The organism is Curtobacterium sp. MCPF17_051 (assembly GCF_003234595.1).
Taxonomy (GTDB): domain Bacteria; phylum Actinomycetota; class Actinomycetes; order Actinomycetales; family Microbacteriaceae; genus Curtobacterium; species Curtobacterium flaccumfaciens.
In genome coordinates, this window is the sequence record NZ_QKSE01000025.1 from 22,910 (window position 1) to 37,234 (window position 14,325).

Annotated in this window: 13 protein-coding genes; 8 read left to right on the top strand and 5 right to left on the bottom strand. The window is 70.0% G+C overall.

Translation table 11 applies throughout. The features are described from left to right. Positions 1-25: 25 nt before the first annotated feature. On the bottom strand, positions 26-1,090 hold the full coding sequence (gene trpD / locus DEJ35_RS15950) for an anthranilate phosphoribosyltransferase (protein ID WP_110860036.1): 1,065 nt from the start codon (positions 1,088-1,090) through the stop codon (positions 26-28). 70 nt (positions 1,091-1,160) lie between these two features. Between trpD and DEJ35_RS15955 the strand changes: the two genes are divergently transcribed. The 5 genes from DEJ35_RS15955 to DEJ35_RS15975 all read left to right on the top strand — a co-directional run bounded on the left by DEJ35_RS15955 (position 1,161) and on the right by DEJ35_RS15975 (position 6,543). Next, positions 1,161-1,799, top strand: coding sequence for a heme-copper oxidase subunit III (locus DEJ35_RS15955; protein ID WP_027465617.1), 639 nt, complete (start codon positions 1,161-1,163; stop codon positions 1,797-1,799). A gap of 21 nt (positions 1,800-1,820) precedes the next feature. Continuing rightward, positions 1,821-2,630: a cytochrome c gene (locus DEJ35_RS15960; RefSeq protein ID WP_110860034.1), complete on the top strand. Its 810-nt coding sequence runs from the start codon at positions 1,821-1,823 to the stop codon at positions 2,628-2,630. Positions 2,631-2,663: 33 nt separating this feature from the next. After that, complete coding sequence (locus DEJ35_RS15965) at positions 2,664-3,728, top strand: ubiquinol-cytochrome c reductase iron-sulfur subunit (RefSeq protein WP_027465615.1); 1,065 nt, start codon at positions 2,664-2,666, stop codon at positions 3,726-3,728. Then, entirely contained in the window at positions 3,728-5,416 is a 1,689-nt protein-coding gene (locus DEJ35_RS15970; protein WP_110860032.1) for a ubiquinol-cytochrome c reductase cytochrome b subunit, read from the top strand. Before DEJ35_RS15965 ends, DEJ35_RS15970 begins: the two co-directional genes overlap by 1 nt. Before the next feature lie 167 nt (positions 5,417-5,583). Beyond that, entirely contained in the window at positions 5,584-6,543 is a 960-nt protein-coding gene (locus DEJ35_RS15975) for a phosphodiesterase (protein WP_110860030.1), read from the top strand. A gap of 501 nt (positions 6,544-7,044) precedes the next feature. Here the strand turns inward: DEJ35_RS15975 and DEJ35_RS15980 are convergent. Genes DEJ35_RS15980 through DEJ35_RS15995 form a run of 4 tightly spaced genes read right to left on the bottom strand, consistent with a single transcriptional unit; the run spans position 7,045 to position 11,192 of the window. Next, complete coding sequence (locus DEJ35_RS15980) at positions 7,045-8,598, bottom strand: stealth conserved region 3 domain-containing protein (RefSeq protein WP_110860028.1); 1,554 nt, start codon at positions 8,596-8,598, stop codon at positions 7,045-7,047. 49 nt (positions 8,599-8,647) lie between these two features. Next, the gene (locus tag DEJ35_RS15985; protein WP_111193147.1) at positions 8,648-9,079 is read right to left on the bottom strand and encodes a DUF6804 family protein; all 432 of its coding nucleotides are present in this window, start codon (positions 9,077-9,079) and stop codon (positions 8,648-8,650) included. Next, a complete protein-coding gene (locus tag DEJ35_RS15990) occupies positions 9,079-9,663 on the bottom strand; it encodes a GDSL-type esterase/lipase family protein (protein WP_071244688.1) in 585 nt (194 codons plus the stop codon). Before DEJ35_RS15990 ends, DEJ35_RS15985 begins: the two co-directional genes overlap by 1 nt. Beyond that, positions 9,660-11,192: an SDR family oxidoreductase gene (locus DEJ35_RS15995; RefSeq protein WP_258369860.1), complete on the bottom strand. Its 1,533-nt coding sequence runs from the start codon at positions 11,190-11,192 to the stop codon at positions 9,660-9,662. Before DEJ35_RS15995 ends, DEJ35_RS15990 begins: the two co-directional genes overlap by 4 nt. Before the next feature lie 43 nt (positions 11,193-11,235). Between DEJ35_RS15995 and deoC the strand changes: the two genes are divergently transcribed. The 3 genes from deoC to DEJ35_RS16010 all read left to right on the top strand — a co-directional run bounded on the left by deoC (position 11,236) and on the right by DEJ35_RS16010 (position 13,857). Then, complete coding sequence (deoC, locus tag DEJ35_RS16000) at positions 11,236-11,967, top strand: deoxyribose-phosphate aldolase (RefSeq protein WP_083404120.1); 732 nt, start codon at positions 11,236-11,238, stop codon at positions 11,965-11,967. A 167-nt stretch (positions 11,968-12,134) separates the two neighbouring features. Further along, complete coding sequence (locus tag DEJ35_RS16005; RefSeq protein WP_110860105.1) at positions 12,135-13,088, top strand: ROK family protein; 954 nt, start codon at positions 12,135-12,137, stop codon at positions 13,086-13,088. 196 nt (positions 13,089-13,284) lie between these two features. Further along, a complete protein-coding gene (locus DEJ35_RS16010) occupies positions 13,285-13,857 on the top strand; it encodes a hypothetical protein (RefSeq protein WP_181435610.1) in 573 nt (190 codons plus the stop codon). Positions 13,858-14,325: the final 468 nt, after the last annotated feature.

A 14,325-nucleotide genomic window follows, 5' to 3' on the forward strand; every position in this document is an offset into this window, starting at 1 on the left:
GTCTCCTGCGTGCCGTCCGTAGCGTCTACTGCGCGTCGGTCGCGGTCGGGACCGCGACCCAATCAGCCAGTTTGCGCGCACCGGCGCCCGAGTCGATCGCCTCGGCGGCGACGACCAGCTGCTCACGGAAGCGCTGCAGGACCGGCCGGTCGGACTCGTTCGGGTCCTGCGCCAGCCGGAACGAGACGAGGCCGGCCGCGGCGTTCAGCAGGACGATGTCGCGGACGGGTCCGGTCTCCCCCGCGAGCACCCGGTGGACGACAGCGGCGTTGTGCTCGGGGTCGCCGCCGAGCAGGTCTTCCGTCCGGGCTCGGGCGATGCCGAGGTCGCGTGGGTCGAGGTCGTGCTCGGTCACGCGGCCGCCGGTGACCTCCCAGATGTGGCTGTGCCCGGTGGTGGTCAGCTCGTCGAGTCCGTCGTCGCCGCGGAACACGAGCGCCGTCGCCCCGCGCGTCTGGAACACGCCCGTGATGATCGACACGAGGTCGAGCTGGGCGACACCCACGGCATTGGCCTCGCACCGCGCGGGGTTGACGAGCGGGCCGAGGAAGTTGAACACCGTCGGCACGCCGATCTCGCGCCGGACCGGGCCCGCGTGGGCGAAACCGGGGTGGAACGCGTTGGCGAAGGCGAAGGTCAGGCCGACACGCCGGAAGGTGTCCGCGACACGCGCGGCGTCCATCGTGAGATCGAGTCCGAGGGCGGCGAGCACGTCGCTCGACCCGGACTTCGACGAGCTGGCCTTGTTGCCGTGCTTGACGACGGGGACCCCGGCGGCCGCGATCACGATCGCCGCCATGGTCGAGATGTTCACGGTGCCGACGACGTCGCCACCGGTCCCCACGATGTCGAGCGCCATCGGGTCGACGTCGAGCGGAACCGCGGCGTCCAGGATCGCGTCGCGGAACCCGACGACCTCGTCGACGGTCTCGCCCTTCGCGCGGAGCGTCACGGCGAAGGCCGCGATCTGTGCCTGGGTGGCGCGCCCGTGCACGATCTCCTCCATGGCCCATGTGGACTGCCTGATCGTCAGGTCCTCGCGCGCCATGAGCGCGCTGATCACCGCTGGCCAAGAAAGTGCGTCAGGCATGGGTCGATCGTAGTGAATTCGAGAGACCCGCCAGTCGCCTGCGAAAACACTGTCAGTGGTTTCGGTCATAATGGAGGACGTGACTAGCACCTCTCTCTCCAGATCAGCCAGCGGTCCGGCCCTCAACAGGCCGAACGCCGTGGCCGTGGGGACGATCGTGTGGCTGGGCAGCGAGGTCATGTTCTTCGCCGGCCTGTTCGCGATCTACTTCACGCTCCGCAGCACGTCCCCTGAGCTCTGGGCGACCGAGACCGCGAAGCTCGAGGTGCCCTTCGCCTCCGTGAACACGATCATCCTGGTGCTGTCCAGCTTCGCCTGCCAGTTCGCCGTGTTCGCTGCGGAGCGCTTCCAGGTGCACCGGACGAGCTGGAACCCGCGCCACTGGGGCATGACGGAGTGGTTCTTCGTCACCTACGCGATGGGTGCGATCTTCGTCTGCGGCCAGATCTTCGAGTACGCCAACCTCTGGCACGAGGGCGTGACGCTCTCCTCCAGCGCCTACGGCTCGGCGTTCTACATGACCACCGGGTTCCACGGGCTCCACGTGACCGGTGGCCTCATCGCCTTCCTGCTGACGCTCGGCCGCGGTTTCGCTGCCAAGAACTTCGGCCACAAGGAAGCGACCACCGCCATCGTCGTGTCGTACTACTGGCACTTCGTCGACGTCGTGTGGATCTTCCTCTTCGCCGTCATCTACCTTCTCAAGTAGGAACTGGACACCCCCCAGCACATGTTCAACAGAACCAAGTCCAAGAAGGGCCGCCGTTCACCGATGGCGACCGTGTCGCTCATCGTCGTGGGTCTCATGACCACCGGTGGCGCGTACGCACTGTTCAGCTCCACGGCGAACGCCGACGACAGCACGAGCACCGTCGCCGCCTCGAGCCAGTCGCAGGTGAACGAGGGCGAGAAGCTCTTCGCCTCGAACTGCGCCACCTGCCACGGTCTCTCCGCCCAGGGCACGAGTGAAGGCCCGTCCCTCATCGGTGTCGGGTCCGCGTCGGTCGACTTCCAGGTCGGCACCGGCCGCATGCCGATGGCCGCTCAGGGTCCGCAGGCTGAAGAGAAGCCCGCGCAGTTCACGGACGAGCAGGTCGACGCGCTCGCGCAGTACGTCGCCTCCCTCGGCCCCGGCCCGTCGGTCCCGTCCACCGAGCTCACCAACGGCGAGGAGGGCGACGCTGCCGAAGGCGCCGAGCTGTTCCGCATCAACTGCGCCATGTGCCACAACGTGGCCGGCGCCGGTGGTGCACTGACCGAGGGCAAGTACGCCCCGAGCCTCGAGACGGTCTCCGGCAAGCACATCTACGAGGCCATGCTCACCGGCCCGCAGAACATGCCGGTCTTCAACGACCTGAACCTGACGCCGGAGCAGAAGGCCGACATCATCACGTACCTCAAGTACGTGCAGGACAACAAGTCCCCCGGTGGCTTCGCACTCGGCTCCCTGGGGCCGGTCGCCGAGGGTCTGTTCATCTGGATCTTCGGACTCGGCGCGGTCGTCGCGATGACCGTCTGGCTGACCGCGAAGTCCAACTGATCGTCCGTGTCGAACGACACTGAAGGGAACACCATGGCAGAGCACGACGACGAGACGCTGAACTCGTCCTCGGCTGTCGAGAAGCACGGCACGACCACCTCCCCCGGGATCGCGGTCCTCCCCGTCGACCCGTTCGAGAACCCGGGCGAGCCGCCGCACCGCCCGCGTCGCACCGACGTCGACCCGAAGAAGCAGCGTCTGGCCGAGCGCCAGGTCGCCGCCTACTTCTACCTGTCGATCGTCGGCAGCGTCCTGTCGATCGCGGCGTACGTCGCCTTCCCGATCGACCCGAGCGACTTCGGGACGGTCCGCACCGCGAACCTCTTCTTGGGCCTGTCGATCGCCCTCGCGCTCCTCGCCCTCGGCCTCGGCGCCGTCTACTGGTCGAAGTCCCTCGTCGTCGACCGTGAGATCACCGAGCTCCGTCACGGCACCCGCGGCACCGACGCCACCCGCGCCAAGGCGGTGGAGGCGTTCCAGCTCGCCGACAAGGAGTCCGGCTTCAGCCGTCGCAAGCTGATCCGCAACTCGATGATCGGTGCCCTGGCCGCGTTCCCGCTCCCCGGCATCGTCCTGGTCCGTGACCTCGCTCCGGCCGAGGACCCCAACGAGCTGCTCCGCCACACCTTCTGGAAGCAGGGCCTGCGCCTGACGAAGGACCCGACGGGTCTGCCGATCAAGGCCTCGGACGTCACCATCGGTTCGGTGTTCCACGTCATCCCCGAGGGCATGCTCGAGTCCGAGCACATGCTGGAAGAGAAGGCGAAGGCCTCCGTCCTCCTGATGCGTCTCGACCCGAAGGACCTCAACCCGTCCAAGGGCCACGAGAACTGGGGCTACGACGGCATCGTCGCGTACTCCAAGATCTGCACCCACGTCGGTTGCCCCGTCGCGCTCTACGAACAGCAGACGCACCACCTGCTGTGCCCGTGCCACCAGTCCACCTTCGATGTCTCGAACAACTGCGAGGTCATCTTCGGTCCGGCAGCACGCCCCCTCCCCCAACTTCCGATCGCGATCGACGACGACGGCTACCTGGTTGCCCAGAGCGACTTCCACGAGCCGGTCGGACCGTCCTTCTGGGAGCGTGAACGCTGATGACCAGCACCACCACCACCGCACCGAACACGTCGACGAACAAGCCGGCGCCGGAGCGCGGATCCCGCATCATCGGCGGGGTCGCCAACTACATCGACGAGCGCACCAGCATCTCGGGCCTCGTCAAGGAAGTCGGCCGCAAGATCTTCCCGGACCACTGGAGCTTCATGCTCGGCGAGGTGGCGCTGTACAGCTTCGTCGTCGTGCTGCTCTCCGGGACCTTCCTGACGTTCTTCTTCCAGGCGTCCATGACCGAGGTCGTCTACAACGGCTCGTACGTCCCGCTCAAGGGCGTGGCGATGTCGACGGCCCTGCAGTCCACGCTCGACATCTCGTTCGACATCCGCGGCGGGCTCTTCGTCCGTCAGGTCCACCACTGGGCGGCCCTGCTGTTCGTGGCGTCGATCATGCTGCACATGGCCCGCGTGTTCTTCACCGGTGCCTTCCGCAAGCCGCGTGAACTCAACTGGGTCTTCGGCTTCCTGCTCTGGGTCCTCGCCATGGCCGAGGGCTTCACCGGCTACTCGCTCCCCGACGACCTGCTCTCCGGAAACGGTCTGCGGATCATCGTCGGCATGATCGAGGGTGTCCCGGTCATCGGCGTCTGGATCGCCTACCTGCTGTTCGGTGGCGAGTTCCCGGGGACCGACATCGTCGGCCGCCTGTACACGCTGCACATCCTGCTGCTGCCGGCGATCCTCGTCGCGGTGCTCGGTGTCCACCTCGTGCTCGTCGTGATCAACAAGCACACGCAGTTCGCCGGTCCGGGCAAGACCAACGAGAACGTCGTCGGTGTCCCGATCCTCCCGGCGTTCGCCGCGAAGGCCGGTGGGTTCTTCTTCATCGTCGCGGGCATCCTGGCCCTCATCGCGTCGCTGTTCACGATCAACCCGATCTGGAACTACGGCCCGTACGACCCCTCCCCGGTGTCCGCCGGTACCCAGCCCGACTGGTACATCGGCTTCGCCGACGGCGCGCTCCGACTGGTCCCGCCGCACTGGGAGGTCGTGTGGTTCGGCTACACGGTGTCGTTCAACATCCTGGCGCCGATCGCGGTCCTGGTGCTGCTCATTCTGGCGATCCTGCTGTACCCCTTCATCGAGGCGTGGGTCACGGGCGACAAGCGTGAGCACCACATCCTCGACCGCCCGCGCAACGCCCCGACGCGCACGGCGTTCGGTGCTGCTGGCATCACGCTCTACGCCAGCCTCTGGGCAGCAGCCTCGTCGGACATCATCGCGACGCACTTCCTGGTGTCGATCGAACACGTGATCCACGTGATCCAGGCAACGACGGTCCTCGGTCCGTTCGTCGCCTTCTGGATCACGAAGCGTGTTTGCCTCGCACTGCAGAAGAAGGACCGCGAGATCGTCCTGCACGGCTACGAGTCGGGCCGCATCGTGCGGCTCCCCCACGGCGAGTACATCGAGGTGCACGAGCAGCTCGACGAGTACGAGCGTTGGAAGCTCCTGCAGTTCAACGAGTACAAGCCGCTGATGATCCGCCCGAACGCCAAGGGCAAGATCACGGGTCTGCAGAAGGTACGCGCCGGCGTCTCCCGCTTCTTCTTCGAGGACCGCATCGAGCCGGTCTCGAAGGCAGAGCTCGAGGCAGCGCACGCCGCGCACCACGGCCCGAACCTCGAGGGTGGCCACCAGGCTCCCCAGGTCGGCCCCGGCGATCACTGATCGGTAGCGCACGAAGCAACCCCCGTCACGGAGTGGCGGGGGTTTCTTCGTCCACAACGCGAAACGCCGCCCCCAGTTCACGGCTGGTTCACTCTCGCGTGCTGGACTCGTCCAGGACGGTGTGGCAACGTGTTGCACCACGCATCCGCCAACGGAATGAGACCCCGATGGACAGCCGGACGGCCGAACACCCCAGGCCGAACCACTTCCTCCTCCACCTCAGCGACACGCACCTCGTCTCCGGGGACCGCGACCTGTACGGCGATGTCGACTCCGCCGCTCGACTCACGCAGATCGTCGCCGACATCGAAGCGTCGGGCACGCGTCCCGAAGCGATCGTCGTCACCGGCGACGTGGCCGACAAGGGCGAGCCGGGCGCGTACGCCCGTGTCCGCGAGATCCTCGAGCCGGCCGCGCAGCGCATCGGTGCACAGGTCATCTGGGCGATGGGCAACCACGACGAGCGCGGCGCGTTCCGTCAGGAGCTCTTCGGCCTGCAGCCCACCGATCGCCCGGTCGACTTCGTCTACGACGTCAACGGTCTCCGCGTGATCACCCTCGACACGAGCGTCCCGGGTCACCACCACGGCGAGGTCTCCCCTGAGCAGCTCGACTGGCTCGCCGAGGTCCTGTCCGAGGCTGCGCCGCACGGCACCATCCTGGCGATGCACCACCCGCCCGTGCCGAGCGTCCAAGACCTCACCGTCCTCGTCGAGTTGCGCGACCAGCAGGCCCTGGCCGAGGTCGTCGAGGGCAGCGACGTCCTCGCCATCATCGCCGGTCACCTGCACTACTCGACCAGTGCCGTGTTCGCCGGCATCCCGGTGTCCGTCGCCAGCGCCACCTGCTACACCCAGGACCTGACCGAGTACCAGGGCGGCACTCGCGGCCGTGACGGTGCGCAATCGTTCAACCTCGTGCACGTCTACGGGCGCAACGTCGTCCACTCGGTGGTGCCGATCGGGCACTACGCCACCGTCGGACAGCCCGTCTCCGCGCTCGAGACCGAGGCGAAGCTCGCCGCGCACGGCGTGACGATTCCCGCGGCCGTCGAACCGGCACCGGTCACCTCGAGCATCCCGGTGTTCACGCTCGACTCGGTGCCCGTCTCCCCCGTCCACCGGTAGCGCCGCGCACTTCGAGTGCAGGAGAGGTCGCGTCCGTCATGCGGACCCGACCTCTGCTGCTCACCCCGCGCGGGCGCGTGCGGTCACGACTCCCCTTCACTCCGAGGCGAGTGGTCATGTTCCGTCGCCCGACGGCGCCGCAAGCAACAGTTCGTGACCGCTCGGCGGGCAGCCAACGGGGTGTCCTGACCGCGCGCCGGGGTACGTCCCGACGGCACGCCGGACGGCCGGGAGGCCCGTGGCGGGGCCGACTCGCGCCTCCCGGCCCGCGGAGTGGTCGCGACACACCGCCGGTGCTGCGGCGCGTGGTCACGTTCCGTCGTTTGCTGGCGGCGCAGGCGACGGCCTGTGACCGCTCGGCGTGTGGGTGGCGGGGAGTCGTGACCGGTCGAGGCCGGTTGAGGCCGGCTGAGGCCGGCGAAGGGTCCGAACCCGGTGGCTGGGGTCCGGCGCCGGGCTCGCAGGCTTGCCCGGAGCGCCCCAGCAGGACGCTGGCGCGTCCTAAGCGCTGGGGCGCTCCCACGGCGCGGGGAACGGGAAGTAGCGCTCCAGGAAGTCCGTCACGCGCTGCGTGCGCTCCTCGTCGCTGACCTCCGGGAAGCTGCCGTCGTTGAGGCAGAAGAAGTCGGCGTTCCGCTTCTTCAGCAGCTCGTCGAGCGACCGGAGCCCCGACTGCATCGTGGTGTCGATGTAGCGGACGTCGGCGGTCTCCTGCACGATGGCTCGACCGGTGAGCAGCGAGTAGTAGTGGTACAGCGAGTTCGTCACCGAGATGTTGTCCGCGGCACGGAAGCGCGAGGCTGCCGTCGACGCGAACTCGTCGGCGAACTCGTGCTCCATCTCGGTCATGATCGAGGCGCGCAGGGGCGTCGGGGCGTGCTCGAGGTGCCGGGTGGTCACCGCGCCGAAGCGCTGCTGCAGCAGGCGACGGTTCACGCGGGCGGAGTTCTCGAAACCGCTGCGTGCGGGGTTGTTCGACCCGAGCCCGATGCGGGTGGTGGCGAGGATGAACTTCGTCACCGACCCGGGGCTGAAGAACATCGACGGGTCGGTCAGGCGCCCGAAGAACATGTCGTCGTTCGAGTAGATGAAGTGCTCGCTGATGCCCGGGATGTGGTGCAGCTGCGACTCGACGGCCTGCGAGTTGTGGGTCGGCAGCACGGACGGGTCGGCGAAGAACTCCTCGCTGCGGACGATGCGGACCTTCGGGTGCTCGGCGAGCCAGTGCGGCGCCGGAGAGTCCGTCGCGATGTAGATCTGGCGGATCCACGGCGCGAAGGTGTGCACCGAGCGGAGCGCGTACTTCAGCTCGTCGATCTGGCGGAACCGGGCCGGGGCGTCGTCGCCCTCGCCCAGGACGGCGTTCGACTGTGCGGCCTGGCGGGCGCGCTGGTACTCGATGGCGTTGCCGTCGACCCACGAGAAGACGATGTCGATCGGGAAGCGGATGTCCGAGACGTGGTCGTCGAACATGTGCTCGACGGTGCGCCAGGTGCGGCCGTAGCGTTCGATGTCGACGAGGACGAACTCGTCGATCGGGAGGCTCCGACGCATCAGGGCGTTCTCGACGGGAGCGAGGACCTCGGTGTCGGTGACGCGCCAGAACTCGAGCTGGACACTCGTCTCGGCGCCGTAGCGGAGACGTCCGAGAGGTTCGAGCCGTGGGCGGAACACGCGGAGCACCGGTTCTTCGACGGAGCCGAGTCCGTCGTCCTGCACGAGTACGGCCGGCTTTCCCGGGGGCTTCGCGTAGAAGGGCTCGTTGACGGCCGCGGACATCACGGCGCTCTCGGCGCGCTGGCGGTCACGCTCGTCGAGGGCGATCACCGGGCGCTGGTCGTTGCCCCGGATGAGCAGGTGGTCGACGTCAGCCTCGGTGAGCGCGTCGTCGAGGAACAGCAGGTCCTCGATCATCGACTGCTGCGGCGTGAGGTGTCCGTTGATCAGGGTCAGTCGCCCCTTGCGGACGACGACGTCGGATCGGTCGAGACCGCCGGAGGACGGTCGAGGGTTCAGCAGAGGACTCTCGGTCACCGGCTCGGTCTCGTCGTTCATCCATGCCCTTCGGGTCGTGCGGTCGGGTCCTGTACCCGACCTGCCGATCCTACCGTCCGTCCGACTCGCGGGGCACCTTGACGACGATGCCCACCACGATGAACAGCGCGGCGGCCACCAGCTGCAGCGCCGCCCACACCTGTCCGGGGATCGGCACCGTGACGAGCGGGTTCCAGCAGACGACGACGGCGGCCATGAGCAGGGCGGCCCACCAGACCTTCCCGCGCACGCTGAAGACGAGCACGATCAACGCGAGCACGGTGACGCCCCAGCGGGCGAAGACGAAGCCCGACGAGTCGACGATGGCGACGCAGGCCAGCAGCACGACCGCCGCGATCATCGACGGCGCCAGTGCCGGGCGGGTGAAGGGCGGCGTGGCACGGGCACCGTTGGCCGGTGCGACGGGTGCGGGTCGAGGGGACCCTGCGGGCACGCCGTGCTGGGACGACCCCACCGGGGGTCGCCCCTTGCGTGCGGCCATCAGTCCGAGGAACCGTCGAGGTCGATCGCCTGGATCGACCGCGACATCGGTGGCAGGTCGCGGACGCGCTCGAGCGCCGGCACCAGCTCCCCGACCAGCGCGCGGTAGCCCTCTTCGGTCAGGTGGAGGCCGTCCTCGGTGAAGCGGGCGTCCAGGTGGTCGCCGTCGGCCAGGGCGGGCCAGGCATCGAGGTACTGCGCGTGGCAGGTGGCGACGAACTGACGGAGGTGCCGGTTGGCCTGCTCGATCTTCGTGGCGTACTCGGCCTGCCGGGGCAGGATCGACACGAGCAGCAGACGCACGCCCGGCAGCTCGCGGCGGAGCGTGACCAGGATGGTCTCGACGTTGCGGACCACGTGCTCGGCGCTGGCGCGGTGGTTGCCGAAGTCGTTCGTGCCGATGAGCAGCACGATCACCTCGGGCTGTTCGGCGACGACGGCGTCGAGGCGCGTCAGGACGCCGTCGGTCGTGTCGCCGCCGATGCCCTGGTTCAGCGTGTGCTCGTCGGGGAGCCACGTGTCCCAGTCACCCTGTTCGGTGATGCTGTCCCCCAGGAAGAGGACGGGGCTGCGGTCGTCGGTCATGCTGCCTCCTCGTGCGCCGGCTCGGGGGTCTCGGTCTGCTGCGTCCGGTTGCGCTGCGTCGACTCGGTGTGGTCGGACTCCCGCTCGGCGGCGGCGGTGATGCGCTCGACCATACCGGGGAAGATGATGCCGTGGAACGGCAGGATGCCGTACCAGTACAGCCGGCCGGCGAGTCCCTGCGGGAAGTAGATCGCCCGCTGGTGGTAGTCGCTGCCGCCGTCGGGGTTCGGTGTGACGGTCATCTCGAGCCACGCACGGCCGGGCGACTTGAACTCGGCACGGAGCCGCAGGTACCGGCCGCGCTCCAGCCGTTCGACGCGCCACCAGTCGAGCGCGTCGCCCTGCTCCAGGCGCTGCTGGTCACGACGCCCGCGGTTCAGGCCGACACCGCCGGCGATCTTGTCCATCCAGCCGCGGGCGACCCAGGCGAGCGGGAACGAGTACCAGCCGTTCTCGCCGCCGATCGACTCGACGACGCGCCAGACGTCCTCGGCGGAGGCACTGGAGTGCCGCTTCCGGTCGTCGACGTAGACGGTGTGCCCGGCCCAGTCGGGGTCGTTCGGCATCGGGTCGGCCGAGGCGCTCGAGAGCGTCGCGCTGCGCCAGCTCGTCTGGACCTGACCGGCGCGCATCTTGTTGAGCGCGAGGCGGACGGCCCGACGGTACGAGGTGAGCCCGCCCTCGGGCTGCGGCACGACGTCGTCGATGTCGTGCTCGCGCTGCACGCACTCGAACTGCAGCGACTCGATGATCGGCGTCGCGAGCTTGCGCGGGATCGGGGTGACGGCGTTGAACCAGTGTGCGGCGAGGCGCGGGGTGAGCACCGGCAGGACCGTGATCGGGCGCTGGGGCAGCTTCGCCTCGACCGCGTAGCCGTTCAGCATCTGGCCGTACCGCAGGACGTCGGGGCCGCCGATGTCGAAGGTGCGGTTGACGTCGGCGGGGACGTCGAGCGCGGCCACCAGGTAGTACAGGACGTCGCGGACCGCGATCGGCTGGATGTGGTTGCGGACCCAGCGCGGCGCGGGCATCCACGGCAGGACGTCGGTCAGGTGCCGGATCATCTCGAACGAGGTGCTGCCCGAGCCGATTACGACCCCTGCCTGGTACGCCACCGTCGGCACGCCCGAGCCGAGGAGGATCTCCCCCACCTCCTTGCGGCTGCGGAGGTGCTTCGACAGCTCGCCGTCCGGGTGCAGCCCGCCCAGGTAGACGAACCGGCTGACGCCGGCCGCCTTCGCCTCGCGCGCCATGGTCTCGGCGGCCTCGCGCTCGGCCGACTCGAAGTCGCCGTCGGCCCCCATCGCGTGGGCCAGGTAGTAGACCGCCTCGATCCCGTCGACGGCGGCGCGCACCGCCTCGGCGTCCTGGAGGTCGCCCTGCGCGACGTCGACCTCACTGCTCCACGGGACGTCCTGGAGCTTCCGGGGATTGCGCACGAACACCCGGACGGAGTGGCCGGCTTCGAGGAGACGAGGGACGAGACGACCACCGATGTACCCGGTGGCGCCGGTGACGAGGACCTGCATGCCCTGCACGCTACGCGGCACGCCTGACGGGTAGGCTTGCCGGGTGGACAACGCAGCCTTCCCCGTCACCGTCGATGCCGTCCGCGGCCTCATCGACCACGCGATCCTGAAGCCCGAACTCACCCGCGCGGACGTCGACGCCCAGCTCGACGAAGCCGCCGCCCACCGCGTCTTCAGCGTCTGCGTCCGTCCGAGCGACGTCGCCCACGCCGTCGAGCGCCTCACGGGCACCGGCGTCGGCGTCGGCACCGTGATCGGCTTCCCGCACGGCACCACGTCCACCGCGGCGAAGGTCGCCGAGTCGCTGCAGGCCCTGGCCGACGGCGCGTTCGAGCTCGACATGGTGCAGAACATCGGCGCCGCGAAGTCGGGCGACTGGCAGCGCGTCGAGCAGGACGTGCGCGCGGTCGTCGACGCCGCCGGCGACACCGTCGTCAAGGTGATCCTCGAGACCGCGTTCCTGACCGACGACGAGATCGTCGCGGCGTCGCGTGCGGCACAGACCGCCGGCGCCGCCTTCGTGAAGACCTCGACCGGGTTCGCGGGCGGCGGCGCGACGGCCGAGCACATCGCCCTCATGCGCCGCACGGTCGGTGCCGACACCGGCGTGAAGGCCTCCGGCGGCGTCCGCGGGCTCGACACCCTGCTCGAGATGGTCGAGGCGGGCGCGAACCGCATCGGCACGAGCGCTTCGGCCCGCATCCTCGACGAGGTCGCGCACCGCGCCGAGACGGGCGCCGCGTCGGCGCTCGGCGACGACACGACGTCCTACTGAACCGACCGGGCTGAGCCGACCGGGCTGAGCCGACCGGGCTGAGCCGACGCGTCCAGCCCACCTGTCCCACCCAGCACGACCACACCACGACCAGGCCGGTGCCCACCGGACGCGGCGACGCGTCGGTGACCCGCACCGTGCCTCCAGACCGCCGCATCGGAGCGCGCATGTCCAGCACCGCACCCCAGTCCCCCGCCCTCGCCCTGGCCGTCGACCTCGGCGGCACGAAGGTCGAGGCCGCGCTCGTCACCGACCAGGGCGTCGTCCTGCCGGCGACCCGGTTCCGGAGCCCCACCGGGCCGCAGCGCACCTCGGACGAGCTGCAGGCCGCCGTCGACGAGGTCGTCACGGCCGCGCTCGGCGCGCTGCCCGCCGACGCGACGCTCGTGGGCGTCGGCGTCGGTTCCGCCGGGCCCGTCGACGAGGAGCACGGCCTCGTCTCCCCGCTCAACATGCCGGTCTGGCGTGGCCACCCGCTGCGCGACCGGATCGCGGCGCTCGTGCCGGACGACGTCCCGGTGACGCTCCGCATGGACGGCCTGGCGATCACCCTCGCCGAGCACTGGGTCGGCGCGGCCCAGGGCTACGAGCACGTCATGGGGATGATCGTCTCCACCGGCGTCGGCGGCGGGCTCATCCTGCACGGTCGCACCGTCAGCGGACCGACGGGCAACGCCGGCCACATCGGCCATGTCGAGTGCGGCGGCTACGACGACCCATGCGCCTGTGGGGGCACCGGTTGCCTCGAGGCGATCGCCAGCGGCCCGAAGACCGTGGCCTGGGCACGTCGTCAGGGCTTCGCGGGCACGACCGGCGAGGAGCTCTCGGCCGCGTACGCCGCCGGCGACGAGATCGCCGTCGCCGCGGTCCAGCGGAGCGGCCGTGCCCTCGGGCAGGCCATCGCCGCCGCCACGAGCCTGGTCGACCTCGAGATCGTCGCCATCGGCGGCGGGTTCTCGCACGTCACGCCGGACCTGTTCGAGTACGCCCGGCAGGCCGTGGCGGAGCGCGTGGAGTTCGGGTTCGTCACGAAGGTGCAGATCGTGCCGACCGGGTTGTCCCAGGACGGTCCGCTCATCGGTGCCGCGGCGCTCGTGCACCGCGCCGACGTCCTGCGCTGAGCGCGCGCGTCGCGTCCGGCCGCGTCCGATCCGGCGCGCGGCCGTCGGCTGGGTGCGTCGTGGACGCGACCCACGCCGTGGACGTGACCGGCGACCGCCTGGAGGCGCGGTGCGGGCCCGCCACGAGCCTCCCGGCCGGTCCGTCGCTTGTCCACAGGCCTGTCGGTCGCGCGCGCAGGTCGGGCAGGATGTGCGGGTGCCCCGCCTGCGACTGCTGACCAGTGACGACTGGCCGGATCCCGAGCTGCGTGCGGCGGTCCTGGCCGGCGAGCTGGTCGCCGTCGGTCCGTGCTGGGCCTCCCCTGCCGAACCGCAGACGCCGTCGTTGCGCGCCGCCGCTGCCGCATGGGTCCTGCGGGACGCGCGCCTGATCGCCTGCACCCTGACCGCCGCGTGGATCTGGGGTGCGGTGTCCCGGCCGCCGGCGCCGCTCGAGGCCTGCATCCCGCCGCAGGTCCGCGTGCACGTCGGTCCGGACGTCCGCCTGCGGGAGGTCCGCATCGACGTCGACGACACCGTCGAGCTGTCGCGGCTGCGGGTCACGCTGCCGGCGCGGACCGCGGTCGACCTGCTCCGGACGCCGGGGCCGACGGCCGGTGCGTTCGGGGTGGCCGAGGCGACGGCCGTGCACGGGCTGCTCGCGATCGGGGCGGTCACCGCTGCCGAGCTGCAGGCGCGCCTGAGGTCCCTCGGGACGATCCCCATGGTGCGGCAGGCCGAGCGTCGGTTGCGGGGGCTGCCGGATGTGGCCGGGGGCGCTGTCCGCTAGTGCGTCGTGGGCGCGTTCGCCGAGTGGTCACGACACCCCGCTCGTGTTCGCCGAGTGGTCGCGAACCCTAGGTTGGCAGGGTCGCAGTCGACGGTTCGTGACCGGTCGACGGCGCCCGTGCGACGAGTCATGACCGGTCGACGGCCGACGGTCGACGGGCGGGAGGCGCAGGGCGGGGCTGCCACGGGCCTCCGGTCGGCGCGTTCGCCGAGTGGTCACGACACCCCGCTCGCGGTCGCCGAGTGGTCGCGAACTGTCGGTTGGCAGGGTCGCAGTCGACGGTTCGTGACCGGTCGACGGTGCCCGTGCGACGAGTCGCGGCCGGTCGACGGGCGACGGTCGACGGGCGGGAGGCGCCGGGCGGGGCTGCCACGGGCCTCCGGTCGGAGCGTGCGAGCGGTCAGGACACCCCGCTCGCGGTCGCCGAGTGGTCAAGGACCGTCGGTTGGCAGGGCCGCAGTCGACGGT